Annotated in this window: 15 protein-coding genes and 1 tRNA gene; 8 read left to right on the top strand and 8 right to left on the bottom strand. The window is 68.4% G+C overall.

Annotation, left to right across the window (positions count from 1 at the left end; translation table 11 throughout):
• The first annotated feature begins 108 nt into the window (after positions 1-108).
• Positions 109-348, top strand: coding sequence for a hypothetical protein (locus CXY79_RS01510; protein ID WP_104099401.1), 240 nt, complete (start codon positions 109-111; stop codon positions 346-348).
• Positions 349-382: 34 nt separating this feature from the next.
• Here CXY79_RS01510 and CXY79_RS01505 read toward each other — a convergent pair whose 3' ends face one another.
• From CXY79_RS01505 to CXY79_RS01485, 5 genes are all read right to left on the bottom strand, one after another.
• Entirely contained in the window at positions 383-769 is a 387-nt protein-coding gene (locus CXY79_RS01505; protein ID WP_241973128.1) for an Rv3654c family TadE-like protein, read from the bottom strand.
• Between the two features lie 56 nt (positions 770-825).
• The gene (locus CXY79_RS01500) at positions 826-1284 is read right to left on the bottom strand and encodes a TadE family protein (protein WP_104099400.1); all 459 of its coding nucleotides are present in this window, start codon (positions 1282-1284) and stop codon (positions 826-828) included.
• The gene (locus CXY79_RS01495) at positions 1265-1429 is read right to left on the bottom strand and encodes a DUF4244 domain-containing protein (protein ID WP_233191137.1); all 165 of its coding nucleotides are present in this window, start codon (positions 1427-1429) and stop codon (positions 1265-1267) included. Before CXY79_RS01495 ends, CXY79_RS01500 begins: the two co-directional genes overlap by 20 nt.
• 367 nt (positions 1430-1796) lie before the next feature.
• Positions 1797-2726 carry a type II secretion system F family protein gene (locus tag CXY79_RS01490; RefSeq protein WP_233191126.1) on the bottom strand — a complete coding sequence of 310 codons (930 nt, stop codon included), beginning with the start codon at positions 2724-2726 and terminating at the stop codon, positions 1797-1799.
• A gap of 95 nt (positions 2727-2821) precedes the next feature.
• On the bottom strand, positions 2822-4015 hold the full coding sequence (locus CXY79_RS01485; RefSeq protein ID WP_104099398.1) for a TadA family conjugal transfer-associated ATPase: 1194 nt from the start codon (positions 4013-4015) through the stop codon (positions 2822-2824).
• Between the two features lie 435 nt (positions 4016-4450).
• Between CXY79_RS01485 and acs the strand changes: the two genes are divergently transcribed.
• Complete coding sequence (gene acs, locus CXY79_RS01480) at positions 4451-6406, top strand: acetate--CoA ligase (RefSeq protein ID WP_104099397.1); 1956 nt, start codon at positions 4451-4453, stop codon at positions 6404-6406.
• Positions 6407-6493: 87 nt separating this feature from the next.
• On the opposite strand, the gene CXY79_RS01475 is transcribed toward acs, so the two are convergent.
• Positions 6494-6964 (bottom strand): RidA family protein, encoded by a 471-nt coding sequence (locus CXY79_RS01475; protein ID WP_104099396.1) that lies wholly within the window; start codon positions 6962-6964, stop codon positions 6494-6496.
• 3 nt (positions 6965-6967) lie between these two features.
• Positions 6968-7132 carry a DUF4177 domain-containing protein gene (locus CXY79_RS15580; protein WP_134342594.1) on the bottom strand — a complete coding sequence of 55 codons (165 nt, stop codon included), beginning with the start codon at positions 7130-7132 and terminating at the stop codon, positions 6968-6970.
• A 50-nt stretch (positions 7133-7182) separates the two neighbouring features.
• Here CXY79_RS15580 and CXY79_RS01470 point away from each other — a divergent pair, with 50 nt between their 5' ends.
• From CXY79_RS01470 to CXY79_RS01445, 6 genes are all read left to right on the top strand, one after another.
• Entirely contained in the window at positions 7183-9777 is a 2595-nt protein-coding gene (locus CXY79_RS01470) for a transglycosylase domain-containing protein (RefSeq protein ID WP_104099395.1), read from the top strand.
• Positions 9774-10757: a metallophosphoesterase gene (locus tag CXY79_RS01465; RefSeq protein WP_104099394.1), complete on the top strand. Its 984-nt coding sequence runs from the start codon at positions 9774-9776 to the stop codon at positions 10755-10757. Before CXY79_RS01470 ends, CXY79_RS01465 begins: the two co-directional genes overlap by 4 nt.
• An 80-nt stretch (positions 10758-10837) precedes the next feature.
• Positions 10838-10911 (top strand) — tRNA-Pro (locus CXY79_RS01460).
• 126 nt (positions 10912-11037) lie between these two features.
• Positions 11038-12507 (top strand): DHA2 family efflux MFS transporter permease subunit, encoded by a 1470-nt coding sequence (locus CXY79_RS01455; RefSeq protein ID WP_104099393.1) that lies wholly within the window; start codon positions 11038-11040, stop codon positions 12505-12507.
• A 222-nt stretch (positions 12508-12729) separates the two neighbouring features.
• Positions 12730-13215: a VanZ family protein gene (locus tag CXY79_RS01450; RefSeq protein ID WP_104099392.1), complete on the top strand. Its 486-nt coding sequence runs from the start codon at positions 12730-12732 to the stop codon at positions 13213-13215.
• 537 nt (positions 13216-13752) lie between these two features.
• Positions 13753-14646, top strand: coding sequence for a UTP--glucose-1-phosphate uridylyltransferase (locus tag CXY79_RS01445; protein ID WP_104099391.1), 894 nt, complete (start codon positions 13753-13755; stop codon positions 14644-14646).
• 10 nt (positions 14647-14656) lie between these two features.
• On the opposite strand, the gene CXY79_RS01440 is transcribed toward CXY79_RS01445, so the two are convergent.
• On the bottom strand, positions 14657-15469 hold the full coding sequence (locus CXY79_RS01440; protein WP_104099390.1) for an HAD-IIB family hydrolase: 813 nt from the start codon (positions 15467-15469) through the stop codon (positions 14657-14659).
• Positions 15470-15629: the final 160 nt, after the last annotated feature.

The following is a 15629-nucleotide window of genomic DNA, read 5'->3' as shown; positions in this document are numbered from 1 at the left end:
TGGGCCATGGCACACCATACACACTTCAATATGGTGCCTGCCTAATCGACCACGCCGCGCGAGACCATTGGGGGTTGCCAGGCCTGCGCTGGCGGAGACAATTGGAGCATGGCGAATTCAGCGACGGGCACGTACACCGCGAAGCTCACGGACGGCCCCCTCCAAGGCAAGACAGTCACCACCCAGTTCCTGGAATCCGGCGATCCGCGGCCGCGACTCGAGATCCCTGCCGACGGCAACAAGCGCTACCTCTATCTACGCGGCTCCGGCCTCGAATTCGACTCCAGCACATTCCCGGCTCGACCCACCGCCGTGGACTACCGCTACATCGAGGCCCTCTTCGACTGAGCCGCCCGTGGCTTTCGCGCCCGCTGAGACGAAGTCAGCCGGCGGGGCCGCCGGGCGAATCGGGCGGCCCGGCCCGTGCCTGCGCGCCCAGCTCGAACCCGAGGTAGCCGCGCACCGCGGTCACCGATGCGATCAATCCCTCCACCGTGCAGACGGTGACGGATGCCCCGTTCAGCCTCGCGGCTTCGGCCGCCGCCGCGCAGGGAATCCCGGCCACGGCGCCCGAGGCGGTGTCGGCGGCGGCGAGCGCCGCGGCATCCGCTGCCCCCTGCACCGCCTGACCGACCACCAGCGCGGCGAACAGCGGCAGCAGCACCGCCGTCAGGAGCATGACCGCGCCCAGCACCCCGACAGCTAGCACCGTACCCGAGCCGCGCTCGGGTGCTGACCAGTGCCGCCGCCGCAGAGCCCGGCGAGTCACGGTCCGCCGCCGCAGAGCCCGGGAAGTCAGCGTCCGGGACCTCCCCCGGCGGGGCCTCACCGGCCACCGCCGAGCGCGCAGGACCCGGCCCGGAGCGTGAGGCCGAAGGCCGCGAAAGCGCTGAACGAGCTCGGTGCGCGCAGGTTCACGCAGACGAACTCACCCCGGCGCTCCGGGGTCATCGAGGCCCCCTGCACCGCCCGCTGCACCAGCCCAGAGGCCCGGTCGACGCTGTCGCCGCGGGAGAGGGACCGGGCGGCATCGGCCGCGGCATCCGTGAGGCGCACCTGCTGGCCGATCACCTGCAGGGCGCCCAGGCAGCAGGCGAGCACGAGCAGTACAGCCGGAACGACCGTCGCGAACTCGGCGGTGACGCTGCCGCGGTCGCGGGGGCGGTCCCTGGGGCCGGGGCGGCGCCGCGCGCGGCTTCGGGCGCTCGGGGCGTCGTCGGAGCGCCCGTCGGAGTGCCCGTCGGAGTGCACGTCGGGCCGGCGGCTACCCCACGGAAAGCGCATTGCGCACCAGATCGGTCAGGATGCCGCGCACCTCGTCGCCGCGCAGGATGACGATCAACAGGCCGGCGAATCCGACCGCCGCCATCGTTGCGACGGCGTATTCGGCGGTGGCTGCACCCGTCTCGGCGCGCAGGCCGCGCGGCAGCCGGAACCGGTCGGGGCGCGGAAGCCGGGGTGCCGGTGCCGCCTTGCGCAGAGAATCGTGGCCGAGGCCGGGGCCGGTGGTCGCTGCGTCGATCGTGCCGGTGGCGCGCTCGGCGATCAGGTTCCTGGTCAGGTTGGTGACCTCGTCGGTGGCCGGTTCAACGGTCGGTCGCAGGGCCTGACCCCTGGTCGGTTTGGCGGCCTGATCGGTGGTCGGTGTCAGGGCAGAATCGGTGGTCGGTTCGATGGTGGGCATTCGTTCGTCTCCTTCTCGCGTCGGGCGACGCGGTGTGTGGGCGGCACGAGTGGTCTCAGACTGGCGCGGGCGAGGGCGGAACACCGACAGCCGCTCGCTTCGGTGCAGAACTTCAGAAAACGAGCACTGTGGACGAGAGGACGGTCATCAACAGCGGCAGAACTCCGACCAGCATGAATGCGGGCAGCACGCACACCCCGAGCGGGATCATGAGCGTGACCGCGAGGGTGGCGGCCCGGTGCTGGCCGTCGCTGCGGGCCTGCCGACGCAGCTGGTCGGCCTCGCTTCGCAACAGCTCCGCGGCGGGAACGCCGGCGCGCACCGACAGAGCGAGCACCCGGTCGATGCTGGCCGCCGAGTCCGCGCGGTGCAGGGCGAACCGCTCTGCCGCCGCGTCGACCAGGGTCCGGGCGCGGTCGACGGAGCCGCCGCCGGTCATGGCGATGGCGGTGAGGTCCAGTTCGAGCCCGGGGGTCGGGTCCCGTGCCCGGGCGGAGTGCACGAGCCGCCGGTTCCAGCGGTCCGCCGCCAGCATGAGGGCGCCGCCGCCGGCGAGGCAGGCCCAGCCGGGTGCGGTGAGGAATAGCGTCTGCAGCGTGTTGAAGCCCAGAAGGCTGCCGAACAGCACACCGACGACCGGCAGGAACGCGACCATCCGTGCCGTGGCGCTCGGGCCGGCGAGCGCCACGGCGAGGTCGGCATGCAACTGGCCGAGGTCCCGGAAGGATGACGCCAGTTGCCGCAGGCAGGAGGCCAGCGGCGCTCCGGCCTGGGTGGCCACCTGCCAGGCCGCGGCGAGGCCCAGCCAGGCGGCGCCGATCTGGCCGCCGAGTGCGCGGGCCTCGGCGGCCACGGCGTCGGCGATGTTGTCGCCGCGGCGCCCGGCGTCGGCCGCCGCCCGGATGATCTGTGCCCCCGAAGAGGGCGGTGTCGGCGACAGAGACTTTTCGCCGACGGGGTGCGAAGCGACGGGTTCGAGGTAGGCCCACGCGGATGCCGGGGAGACGCCGGCGGCGAGGAGAACCGCGATGCGTTGGGTCACCTGCGCCACCTCCTCGATGGCCGGGCTGGGCGGACCGTGCCGCCGTTTCACGCCGAGCCACGTGCCGAGTCTCCTGCCAAGTCTCGTGCCGACTCTCATTCCGACTCTCCAGTCTCGGCGGCCGCGGCGGCCCGCCGCCCGTGTGTGCGGACCGGTCTGGGCGGGCCGGACTCCCCCGGGGCCCAGCGGTTCCCCGGGGCCGCGGCGATCACCAGCAGGCGATCCCGGGCGTCCAGCGCGAACCGGCCGAGCGGAGCGAGCCGACGGCGGCCCTCGCGGCGCTCGAGGTGCAGCACCAGCCCGATCGCGCTCACCGCCTGCCGCGCCACCGCTTCCGGACTTAGTCCGGCGAGAGCGCCGAGGGCCTCGAGTCGGGCCGGAACGTCGTGCAGGGAGTTCGCGTGCAGGGTACCGGCGCCGCCGTCGTGGCCTGTGTTGAGCGCGGCCAGCAGCTCCCGGATCTCGGCACCGCGGCATTCGCCGAGCACCAGCCGGTCGGGGCGCATCCGTAACGCCTCGCGCAGGAGACTCTCCAGGCCGATCCGGCCGGCACCCTCGAGGTTCGGCTGCCGTGCCTCGAGCGCCACGACATGCGGGTGGTCTATGCGCAGTTCGGCGACGTCCTCGATGGCCACGATGCGTTCCCCAGGCGGTGCCTCGCCCAGCAGCGCCGCGAGCAGGGTGGTCTTGCCGCTGCCGGCGGCTCCCGTGATGAGCAGGTTCTCGCGCCGGTGCACGGCCACGCGCAGCCGGTCAGCGACGGCGACGGATGCCTCCCCCACCCCGAACAGACCCCCGGCGGCGAGCGTGGCGAGGCTCAGGCGCTCGGCGCGAGGCAGCCGGATGGACAGCAGCGTGCCCGTGCTCGACGCCGGCGGCAGCACCGCATGCACCCGGATGCCGTCGGACAGCCGCACATCGACGCAGGGGCTGGCCTCGTCGATGTGGCGCCCGCCGAGGGCGATCAGGCGCACCGCCAATTCCCGCACAGCCGGTTCCGGGCAGCTCCACTGCGGGGCGTGCAGCAGTCCGTGGCCGGCATCCACCCACAGCCCGGCGGCGCCGTTGACGAACAGATCGGTGACCTCGCCGTCGGCGGCGAATTCGGCGAGCGGGCCGAGCACGAACACGTCGAGGGGCCGGATCGCCGGCAGCACACCGGGGCTGAGAGCACCGGGGCTGAGCGCACCGGGCGGCCGGGCATCCGTGCGGCGGTCGGGAGCACCGTTGGGAGGGCGGACAGGCACGGACCTGCCATACGACGGGACGGCGACGAACGGCTCGGGCATGCCCCGACGTTAGATCGGCGGTGGGAGCGCATCCGGCCCCTGCGCCGGATCGAGGAGAACCCGGGCCGACCGCTGGCTGGGGAGGACCGGGACGCACCACCGCGAAAAACCAAAGGTTAAAAAGGGGGGCGGCACCTATTGGGGGGAACAGGTGCCGCCTCGGCAGTGCGCTGATTGGGGGGAACCAGACACACCGCAGGTCAAAACTTTCGTTCAGACAAAGACAAATGTACAAGGGGAATTACAGATGCGCAAGTCCCCCGTGTCCTCATAAATGAGGACACAGAACCCGGGTGCCTGATGAGACCACAATTGGGGGTGGGAACTCGCCGCAATTCCGCGCAACCTGGGCGACACATGTCGCCGTGTAGGGTTCAGGAGGGGCTGGTTCACGCGCCCGATACACGCAGCGCATCGCAAAGGAGCGACATACGTATGAGCGTCAAGATCGATAACCTTCTCCATGAATCCCGCAGATTCCCGCCGACACCGGAATTTGCCGCACAATCCATCGCGAAGCCGCAGATCTATCAGGACGCCACGGACGACCGATTGAAATTCTGGGCTGATCAGGCCCGCGAGCTTCTGCACTGGCATAAGCCGTTCACAAAAACCCTGGACTGGACCAATCCACCGTTCGCCAAATGGTTCGAAGACGGCGAATTGAACGTGGCCTGGAACTGCCTCGACCGGCACGTGCTGGCCGGCAACGGCGACCGGGTCGCGCTGCATTTCGAGGGTGAGCCGGGAGACTCCCGCGACATCACATATGCCGAGCTCACTGCCGAAGTGAAGCGTGCTGCGAATGTGCTGACAAAACTCGGCGTGAATGCCGGGGACCGCGTCGCGATCTACCTGCCGATGATCCCGGAGGCCGTCATCTCGATGCTCGCCGTGGCCCGCATCGGCGCAGTGCACTCGGTCATCTTCGGCGGTTTCAGCGCCGAAAGCCTCCGTTCGCGCATCGATGACGCCAGCGCCGTGCTCGTGATCACCGCCGACGGCGGTTACCGCAAGGGCAAGGCGTCCGCTCTCAAGCCGGCCGTCGACGCGGCTCTGGAGGGCGGCGAGACCACCGTGCGCAACGTGCTCGTGGTCAAGCGCACCGACGGCTTCGTGGAGTGGTTCGACCGCGACCTGTGGTGGCACGACGAGCTCGCCTCGGTCGCGGGAGAGCATGAGGCGCTGGGCTTCCCGGCCGAGAACCCGCTGTTCATCCTCTACACGTCCGGCACCACCGGCAAGCCCAAGGGCATCCTGCACACCACCGGTGGCTACCTCACGCAGGTGGCGTTCACCCACAAGAACGTGTTCGACCTGCACCCCGAGACTGATGTCTACTGGTGCACCGCCGACGTCGGCTGGATCACCGGCCACAGCTACGTGGTCTACGGCCCGCTCGCCAACGGCGCCACCCAGGTGCTTTTCGAGGGCACCCCGGACACCCCTCACCCCGGCCGGTGGTGGGAAATCGTTGAGAAGTACAAGGTGAGCATCCTGTACACGGCGCCCACGGCCATCCGTACCTTCATGAAGCTGGGTCGCCAGATCCCGCAGGGCTTCGACCTGACCAGCCTGCGCCTGCTCGGTTCGGTGGGCGAGCCCATCAACCCGGAGGCGTGGATGTGGTATCGCGAGGTCATCGGCGGCAATGTCGCGCCGGTGGTCGACACCTGGTGGCAGACCGAGACCGGCGCGATCATGATTTCCGCCCTGCCCGGCGTGACTACGACCAAGCCCGGCTCGGCGCAGAGCCCGATCCCCGGCGTCGTGATCGACGTGCTCGACGACGAGGGAAACCACGTGGGCCGCGACAACGGTGGCCTGCTCGTGGTGACCGAACCGTGGCCGTCGATGCTGCGCGGCATCTGGGGTGACCCGGAGCGCTTCAAGGAGACGTACTGGGAGAAGTTTGGATCGGAGAACCCGCGCTACTTCGCCGGTGATGGCGCCCGCCTCGACCGTGACGGTGAGATCTGGCTGCTCGGCCGGGTCGACGACGTGATGAACGTGTCGGGGCACCGTCTGTCCACGGCCGAGATCGAGTCGTCGCTGGTGGCGCACCCGATGACCGCCGAGGCGGCCGTGGTCGGCGCGCACGACGACACGACCGGCCAGGCGGTGGTGGCGTTCGTCATCATCAAGTACAGCCACCTGGAGGAGTCCTCGCACGCGGACATCCAGGCCGTGCTGCGGGCGCACGTGTCCCAGCAAATCGGTGCCATCGCGAGGCCCCGCCAGATCTTCATCGTGAGCGAGCTGCCGAAGACGCGCTCGGGCAAGATCATCCGGCGTCTGCTGCAGGATGTCGCGGAGGGCCGCGAGGTCGGCGACACCACCACCCTCGCTGACACCTCGGTGATGACGGCGATCATGTCCACCCTGAAGTAACCAGCGTCTAACCAATTCGTTCGGGCACGCACCCGAGTAGACACACGAAAGCGGGCAGGCCCAGTGGGCCTGCCCGCTTTCTGGGGCTCAGGCGAAGGAGACGATGAGCTCCAGCTCGACCGGGGAATCCAGCGGCAGCACAGCGACGCCGACGGCCGAGCGGGCATGCACGCCCCGGTCGCCGAAGATCTCGCCGAGCACCTGGGAGGCACCGTTGACGACACCGGGCTGGCCGGTGAACGACGGGTCGGATGCGACGAAGCCGGTGACCTTGACGACCTGCGTCACTCGGTCCAGCGATCCGATCGCGGCCTGGATGGCGGCAAGCCCGTTGAGCGCGCACTGCCGGGCGTAGTCCTGGGCGTCGGCGGCCGGCACGAGTCCGTGGCCGTCGCCGACCTTGCCGGTGGCCGGCAGCGCCCCCGAGATCATCGGCAGCTGACCGCTGGTGAACACCAGCGAGCCGGAGACCATGGCCGGCACATAGGTGGCCACGGGAGGCACGACGCTCGGCAGCTCGATGCCGAGCTCGGCCAGTCGGGCAGCGATCTGCGCCACGCCTCAGGCTCCTTCGGTGGCGACGGGGCGCTTGAGGTAGGCGACAAGCCCACCCTCGGGTCCGGGAACGACCTGCACGAGCTCCCAGCCCTCCGAGCCCCAGTTGTTCAAAATGGCAGCTGTGTTGTGAATCATCAGCGGCGTCGTAAGGTACTCCCAGGCAGGCATAAGGCTCCGATTCAGGCGGTTATTCAGATTTGTCACTTAGTCTCAATAGTATGTCTGCCAAAAATCGTACGGTCAGTGGAGCGCTCGGCGGGTTCCTCGGTTTCGTCGGGATGAGCGCCGTGGCCGGCGTCCTCGTCGCCGCCGCTGTCACCCCCGCTCTGGCCCTCTCCGGCATGACAGCCACGAACACGATCAACATGTTCGAGAGCCTCCCCGACTACCTCGCGATCGACCAGCTGGCGCAGAAGAGCAACATCTACGCGACCAACGCCGACGGCAGCCCCCTGCTTCTGGCCTCGTTCTACGATCAGAACCGGGTGGAAGTCGAGTGGGACGCGATCAGCCCGTTCGTGAAGGATGCCGTGATCGCGGGCGAGGACCCCCGCTTCTATGAGCATGGCGGCATCGACCTCGAGGGCACCGTCAAGGGCGTCGTGAGCACCGTGGCCACCGGCACCGCGCGCGGCGGCTCCTCGATCACCCAGCAGTACGTGAAAAACGTGCAGGTGCAGAAGTGCGAGGCTCTGGCCGACGAAAAGAAGCGCATGAGCTGCTACGACACGGCCACGGAGACCACCCCCGACCGCAAGCTCAAGGAGATGCGCCTCGCCATCGGCGTGGAGAAGCAGTACGCGAAGGACGACATCCTTCGCCAGTACCTGAACATCACCGGTTTCGGCGGCACGGTCTACGGCATCGAATCGGCCGCCAACTACTACTACAACACCACCGCCGCGGGCCTGTCACTGGCGCAGGCGGCGAGCCTGGTGGCGATCGTGAACAACCCGGTCAAGTTCCAGCTCGACAACCCGGACAGCGAAACCAACGGCGTCGCCAACGGGTATGCCGCCAACAAGGAACGCCGCGACTACATCCTGGGCGAGATGCTCAAGTATCAGAAGATCACCCAGGAAGACCACGACGCCGCCCTGGCCACAGTGATCGAGCCGACCATCACGGAACCCAGCACCGGGTGTGCGACAGCCGGCGGCAGCGCGTACTTCTGCAGCCTGGTCGTCAACACCCTGCAGAATGACCCCTCCTTCGGCGAAGACGAAGGCACCCGCATGGCCAACTTCCGTCGCGGCGGCTACGAGATCTACACCACGCTCGACCTCGACCTGCAGAACGCCGCCGAGACCACCATGAAGAAGCACGTGCCGAAGCAGTACGGGGACTGGGACGTGGGCGGTGTGATCACGAGCGTCGAGGTGGGCACCGGCCGAGTGTTGGCCATGACCCAGAACAAGGATTACAGCCAGGACCCGGCCGTGACCGAGAACAACAACGACTACACGGGCATCAACTACAACACCAACTCCAACGAGGGCGGCTCGCTCGGGTTCCAGCCCGGCTCGACCTACAAGGTCTTCACCCTCGCCGAGTGGCTGACCCAGGGGCACACGCTCAACGAACGCGTCGACTCCCGCCGCAAGAGCGACTGGGGCGTGTTCAAGAACAGCTGTGAAGGCAACCAGAGCTATGTCTTCAACCCCAAGAACGACGCGAACGAGCCCGGCACGAACTACAGCGCGCTGCAGTCGACGATCGGTTCCATCAACACCGGCTTCATCGGCATGGCGAAGAAGCTGGACCTCTGCGGCATCGCCGACATGGCCAACGCCTTCGGAGTGGGCCGCGCCGACCTGGAGCCACTCGTCAAGGGACCCTCGGCCGTGCTCGGCACGAACGAGGTCGCGCCGCTCAGCATGGCCATCGCCTTCGCCGGCATCGCCAACAACGGCCTCAGCTGCAGCCCGATCGTGATCGACCGGATCGTCGGCGGCGACGGCGTCGACATGACCCCGCCGCAGACCAAGTGCACCCAGGCGGTCACCCCCGAGGTCGACGCCGGCATGACGTATGCCATGCAAAAGGTGATGACCGAAGGCACGGGACGCGCGTCGAATTCCGCGGTCTCCCCGAGGGTGCCGATGATCGGCAAGACCGGAACCACCGACGGCAACAAGGACACCTGGATGAGCGGCGCGAGCACCAAGGTCGCCACGGTGGTCGGCGTCGTCAGCGTCACCGGCGACATCAACCAGCGTCTCGTGGACGACTGGGAGGGCGGCACGGCCGCCACCGCCCGTCACCGCATGTGGCCGGAGGTGATGAGCGTCGCGAACGCGAAGTACGGCGGAGACGCCTTCGCCGAGGCATCCAACAAGGTGCTGCAGGCCGTTCAGATTCCCGTGCCCGACCTGCGCGGCAAGTCGATGAGCGAAGCCGCCTCCACCCTGACCTCGGCCGGCTTCGACGTGGTCGACGGCGGTGTGACCGACTCCGAGATGCCCGCCGGCACCGTGGCCCGCACCGACCCGGCCGGCGGCAGCAGCGCCAGCCGCGGCTCGACCGTGACCGTCTACTCCAGCAACGGCGCGCTCAAGATCGTGCCCGATGTCGTGGGCAAGACCGAGGCCGAAGCTACCTCCACCCTGGCGGGCTTCGGCATCGTCAAGCAGGAGCAGGACGTCACCGACCCGAAGCAGGTCGGCACGGTGCTCTCCATGACACCGACCGCCGGCTCCGGCGCCGCGGCGGGCAGCTCCGTCACGATCGTGGTCGGCAAGCTTGCCGCCGGCGCGAAGCCCGACGCGAAACCCGACGCGAAACCCGACGCGAACGGCGGGGGCAACGGATGACGCGCGCCAACTCCGCAGGCACCTCCCTGGCCGTCAGCGCCGGGGTGGTAGCCGCGGCCGGAGTCGTCGCGTTCGCCTGGGGCTCTCTCGTGGAGCGCCGCATGTTCACCCTCCGCGAGGTTCTCGTTCCGGTGCTCGCGCCGGGATCCGCCCCGATCAAGGTGCTGCACCTCTCCGACCTGCACATGGCACCGTGGCAGCGGGATAAACAAGACTGGGTGCGCGGCTTGGCCGACCTCGCGCCGGACCTGATCGTGAACACGGGCGACAACCTCGGTCACGCCGACGGCATTTCCGGGATCGAGTATGCCCTCGAACCGTTCCGCGGCATTCCGGGCATCTTCGTCAACGGGTCGAACGACTACTACGGGCCGCAGTTGAAGAACCCGATGCGGTACTTTCGTGCCCCGTCGACGCTTCGCTCGGCGTTTCACGAGAAGCTCGACATCGCCCACCTGCACCGGGTGTTCGGCGACCTCGGCTGGATCGACCTCGACAACGCGGCGGCCGCGCTCGACATCAACGGCACCCACCTGGAGCTGTTCGGGGTGGATGACCCGCACATCGGGCTCGACCGCCTCGACCTGATCACCCGGGCGATCGACGACCTGAGAGCGAACGACCCGTTGTCGGAGGAGCACTGGCCCGACCCCGAGGAGGCGACCCCGCCGCGGTCGACGCTCACGGTGGGCGTCGCCCACGCGCCCTACCAGCGGGTGCTCAACTCGTTCGTCAACCATGGTGCCCAGCTGATCCTGGCCGGGCACACGCACGGCGGGCAGGTGTGCGTTCCCCGGTACGGCGCCCTCGTCACCAACTGCGACATCCCACGCAAGCAGGTCAAGGGCCTCAGCCTCTGGGACTCCGGACTGCACACCTCGTACCTGAACGTGTCCGCGGGGCTCGGCACGTCGATCTACGCGCCGGTGCGGTTCGCCTGCGCGCCGGAGGCGACCCTGCTCACGCTGACGGCGGCGTAGCGGGGGTATCGGCAGGCTCGGCACCGGATGGTCGTGGTAGGGCATCCGGGGGGTTATACTTGTCAAGGCTTACGGGCCATCGGGGTATGGCGCAGCTTGGTAGCGCGCGTCGTTCGGGACGACGAGGTCGCAGGTTCAAATCCTGTTACCCCGACAGATATGCAAAACCCTCACTCTTCGGAGTGGGGGTTTTTGTAGTTGGTGTTTGGTAGTTGGTGTTTGGTAGTTGGTGTTTGGTGCGGCCGGGCCGGCGCGGCCAGAAGCGCGAGAGGATCATGTCATGACCGATTCCAGCCCGGGTCTCCCCGCACCTGTCGCTATCCCACGGCATGCCTGGCAGGCCCTGATCGTGCTGCTGGCCGGCATGTTCATGGCGCTGCTCGACACCACGATCGTGAATGTGGCGCTTCCGACCATCCGTACCAGCCTGGATGCCTCGGAGGCCACCCTCTCCTGGATCATCTCCGGCTACGCGCTCGCCTTCGGGATCGCGCTGATCCCGGCCGGGCGGCTCGGCGACCGCATCGGCCACAAGTGGGTCTTCTTCACCGGTCTGCTGCTGTTCACCCTGGCCAGCCTGGCTTGCGGGCTCGCGCAGAACGATCTGCAGCTGATCATCGCCCGGGTCGTGCAGGGGCTTGCCGGCGGCATGTTCGTGCCGGCCGTGACCGCTGTGATCCAGCTTCTGTTCCCGCCCATCACCCGCGGCAAGGCGTTCGCGATCATGGGCACGGTGATCGGCGTATCCACGGCGCTCGGCCCGATCATCGGCGGCCTGATCATCGAGGCCTTCGGCGACGAGAACGGATGGCGCCTGGTCTTCTGGGTCAACCTGCCGATCGGCATCGTCGCCCTCGTCGCGGCGGCGATCCTGTTGCCGGCCGGCTCCGAACGTGCCCCGGGCACCCCGAGCGGCGGCATCGACTGGGTGGGCCTATTGCTGATCTCCGGCGGGCTCGTGGCGCTGCTCGTTCCCCTGATCGAGGGCGAGGACCAGGGCTGGCCGCTCTGGACCTACCTGACCCTGGCAGCGGGGGCGCTGTTGATTGTGGCATTCGGCTTCTGGGAGGTGGCGTACACCCGGTGGGGCAAGAGCCCGCTGGTGCCGCCGCGGCTGTTCCGGCATCCGGCGTTCACCGGCGGCATCGTGCTCGCCCTGGTCTACTTCGCCGCGTTCACCAGCATCTTCTTCACCATTTCGATCCTCTGGCAGGCCGGCCTCGGGCACACCGCCCTCGAGTCGGGGCTGGTATCGATCCCGTTCGCGATCGGAACCATCATCGGCGCTTCGCAGAGCAACCGGCTGGCGCAGCGGCTCGGCCGCACCGTGCTGATCATCGGCGTGTCCCTGGTCACCATCGGCCTGGTCTGGGTCTGGCTGGCCCTGCTCCTGATCGGCCCGGCGATCACCAACTGGGAGCTGCTGCCGCCGCTGCTGATCGCGGGTCTCGGCAGCGGATTCTTCATCGCGCCGAACGCCCAGTTCATCGTGGCGACCGTGGACCGCTCCGAGGCCGGTGCGGCCAGCGGCGTGGTCGGCGTGATGCAGCGGGTCGGCAGCGCCGTGGGCATCGCCGTGATCGGCAGCGTCTTCTTCGGCACGCTGGTCGTGGCCGGCCCCGGGGCGGAGGCCGTCGCCGCCGGCTTCACCGACAGCGCCACCGCGGCGATGGGCGTGAGCGCCGCGTTCAGCGTGCTGGCACTGCTGCTCGTCTTCGTGCTGCCGAAGCGGGTGTCGGCCGGGCGGTAGGGGCGGGGTTCCCGTCGTGAGGGTGCCCGTTCCGGTCGAGAGCGCCCGCTTTACCAGTCACTCTCGACCGGAATAGAAGTGGTCGGCGGTGGGCATCCTTCGGCTCAGAGCGTATTTGCGAGCCCCCGCGCACGGATGCGTCTACGGTAAATAGATCGACAGTGTTGCGGTCAGGTCCCGGCGCCGTCGGTTCGCCGATCGTGACGTACCGGGAGGCGAGACATGACCGACGCGAGTCGCACTCCCCCGCCGAGACCGCCGGGCCCTGCCGCGGCGGGCGGAGCCGCGCCCACCCGGCTGCGCCGGTGGGCGCCCTGGCTCATGCTCGTCTATCTGGTCGCGCTGGCCTTCATCGCGTTCTGGCCGGTGCCGGTCGACCGGGCGGCATACGATTCACTCCTGGCCCTTATCGATTGGCTGCAGGAACACGGCGCGCCCGGCTGGGTGCGCTACGGCCTGGTCGAGTTCATCGCCAACATCGCCCTGTTCGTGCCGGTCGGCCTGTTCGTCGTGCTCGTGGCCGGCGCACGACGGTGGTGGCTGGCCGTGCTTGTCGGGTTCGCGGCGAGCTGCACCATCGAGCTCGGGCAGCTGATCTTCCTGCCGGACCGGTTCGCCACCCTCGCCGATGTGGTCGCGAACACGGTCGGGACTGCGGTCGGCACGGTGCTCGGGTTGGTTCTGTTGCGCGGCGGCCGCGGGCGCTGACGGGGACTGCAGGTCGGGTGCGGGTGTGCGCCGGGGTGCCCGTCGGCACGTGCACTTGCCTTTTCTGTGGCTAACTCAGGAGATCCGGGATGGGCCTCGGTATTCGTTGCGTAATTCCGGGGGCGCAAGCCGCAGCCGGCTCGGTTTTCCTGAGTTAGCCCCCTACGGCCGCGCACAACTCCTGCAGATTCTGACGGATGTGCCCGACCCGGCTTGGCGTGACCCTCCGGCCGCGAATTGCAGAAGTTACGCCAGCTGAGGCACCGGCCACCGGACTCACAGGTGGCTAACTCAGGAGATCTGGGCTGGATGCGCGGCACAGCCCCCGGGAATACGGCGCAACGGATGACTGTGGCCGAGTTTCTCCTGAATTAGCCGCAGCTGCCAGCCCGACTCAGGGGTACGGCAAGGCAGCCCAGAGCGGGCGGCAGGTGACCTCACGGGCAGTGGCCGGTGACCGAGACAGATCACGGCGCCAGACCGAAAGATCCGCGGTGGGTGATGCGGCGGCAACACTGCGCCCTTAGTCTGAGTCTCATGAGCTCCGAGATTACCAAGGCCGTCATTCCCGCGGCAGGACTGGGAACACGCTTCCTGCCGGCGACCAAGGCCATGCCGAAGGAAATGCTTCCCGTCGTCGACAAGCCCGCGATCCAGTACGTGGTCGAGGAGGCAGCCGCGGCCGGCCTGACCGACCTGCTGATGGTGACAGGGCGGCATAAGAACGCGTTGGAGAACCACTTCGACCGCATGACCGAGTTGGAGTCGCTGCTCGAGAAGAAGGGCGACCACGACCGCCTCGCGAAGGTGCGGCTCCCCACCCGGCTGGCCGACATCCACTACTTGCGCCAGGGCGACCCGCTCGGACTCGGGCATGCGGTGCTGCGCGCGAAGATGCACGTCGGCGACAAGCCGTTCGCGGTGCTGCTGGGTGATGACCTGATCGACATCCGTGACCCGTTGCTGGCCCGGATGCTGGTGGAGCAGGGCGCGCGCAACGCCAGAATCGTGGCGCTGATGGAGGTCGATCCGTTGCAGATCCACCTCTACGGCTGTGCCGCGATCGAGCCCACCGACGACCCCGACGTGGTGCGCGTGACCGGGCTCGTGGAGAAGCCCAGCGCCGCGGATGCCCCGTCGAACCTGGCCATCATCGGCCGCTATGTGCTGCGCCCGGAGGTGTTCGACGTGCTCGAGCACACCCTGCCGGGCAAGGGCAACGAGATTCAGCTCACGGATGCGCTGCAGGAGCTTGCGACGACCCCGGATGCGACGGGTGGCGTGTTCGGAGTGATCTTCCGCGGCCGCCGCTATGACACCGGCGACCGCCTGGACTACATCAAGGCGATCGTGCGGCTCGCCGCAGACCGCGAGGACCTCGGGCCGGACCTGCGGCCGTGGTTGCAAGATTTCGTCGCGGGGTTCGACTGATCAGAATCCGTCAGGCGGAGGCAGTGGCAGCGGCAGAGGCTGCTGCGGCTGCGGCGGCGGCGGCGGCGAGCTGCGGGATCAGCGTCTCAAGGAACGCGGCGGTGTCTTCCCAGCCCTGCACGGCGACGCACTCCACGCCGAGAACCTTGACCGGGTAGTCGTTGCCGTTCTCGTCGAGGCGGTCGCCCACGAACAGCATGTCGTCGAGCGGCACGCCGGTGAGGGCTGCGAGCTTGTTCATGCCATACGCCTTGTCGATGCCGCGACGGGTGATGTCCACCGAGGTGGAGCCGCCGGAGCGCACCTCGAGGTCGGGCAGTAGCGCCTGCACGGCTTCGCGCAGGGTGTTCTTCTTCTCACCCGTTGGGTCCCACGCGACTTTGGCGGCCACCGGGGCGGCCTGGCCGAGGGCGGAGAAGGTGATCTGCGAACCGCGGTCCTCGAGGATCGGGCCCCAGGTGTCGCTCTCCCAGTAGCCCAGCGAACGCGCGGAGATCTCGACGGCGGCGAGGGCATCCGTCTTCTCGGCGTCGGTCAGGTACTCGGCGTAGATCTGGTTCCAGGCACCGTCGGCGTGCCGGTAGTACTGCGTGCCGCAGGTGGGCATCAGGTGCAGGCGCGAGAGGATGTCTTCACTCACGGTGTCGAGGTTGTCGATCAACTGCATGTGGAACTGGGCGATCTGCCCGCCGGAGATGACGCATACGTCGACGACCCCGAGCAGGTTGACCATGAGTTCGGCCATGCGCGGGTCGAGCGGCGACTTGGAAGCGGCCAGCGTGTCATCGAGATCGAAGGCAACCAGGCGGGGAAGTGTCGTCATGTGAAGTGTGGATCCTTTGCAGTTACTCGGGGCCGTAGTCGTGGCCCGGAGCTTGACGTCACCCATGCGCGACGCCCTAAAAAGTGTACAGCGGGCCCTGCTTGTCGAGCCGGTGCAGGGTGCGGGGCTGGTTTCGGGGCGGGTGCGGGGCTGGTTTCGG

The organism is Cryobacterium sp. M96 (assembly GCF_002929845.1).
Taxonomy (GTDB): Bacteria; Actinomycetota; Actinomycetes; order Actinomycetales; family Microbacteriaceae; genus Cryobacterium; species Cryobacterium sandaracinum.
The sequence above is the reverse complement of the archived record's forward strand: the minus strand, read 5'-3'. Positions and strand labels throughout refer to the sequence as shown.

Coding starts and splice junctions, on each gene's coding strand:
- CXY79_RS01485 (WP_104099398.1), bottom strand. CDS start 4,015: ATGCCCGAGCCGTTCGTCGCCGTCCCGTCGTATGGCAGGTCCGTGCCT.
- CXY79_RS01465 (WP_104099394.1), top strand. CDS start 9,774: ATGACGCGCGCCAACTCCGCAGGCACCTCCCTGGCCGTCAGCGCCGGG.
- CXY79_RS15580 (WP_134342594.1), bottom strand. CDS start 7,132: ATGCCTGCCTGGGAGTACCTTACGACGCCGCTGATGATTCACAACACA.
- acs (WP_104099397.1), top strand. CDS start 4,451: ATGAGCGTCAAGATCGATAACCTTCTCCATGAATCCCGCAGATTCCCG.
- CXY79_RS01510 (WP_104099401.1), top strand. CDS start 109: ATGGCGAATTCAGCGACGGGCACGTACACCGCGAAGCTCACGGACGGC.
- CXY79_RS01470 (WP_104099395.1), top strand. CDS start 7,183: ATGTCTGCCAAAAATCGTACGGTCAGTGGAGCGCTCGGCGGGTTCCTC.
- CXY79_RS01445 (WP_104099391.1), top strand. CDS start 13,753: ATGAGCTCCGAGATTACCAAGGCCGTCATTCCCGCGGCAGGACTGGGA.
- CXY79_RS01500 (WP_104099400.1), bottom strand. CDS start 1,284: ATGCGCTTTCCGTGGGGTAGCCGCCGGCCCGACGTGCACTCCGACGGG.
- CXY79_RS01450 (WP_104099392.1), top strand. CDS start 12,730: ATGACCGACGCGAGTCGCACTCCCCCGCCGAGACCGCCGGGCCCTGCC.
- CXY79_RS01440 (WP_104099390.1), bottom strand. CDS start 15,469: ATGACGACACTTCCCCGCCTGGTTGCCTTCGATCTCGATGACACGCTG.
- CXY79_RS01455 (WP_104099393.1), top strand. CDS start 11,038: ATGACCGATTCCAGCCCGGGTCTCCCCGCACCTGTCGCTATCCCACGG.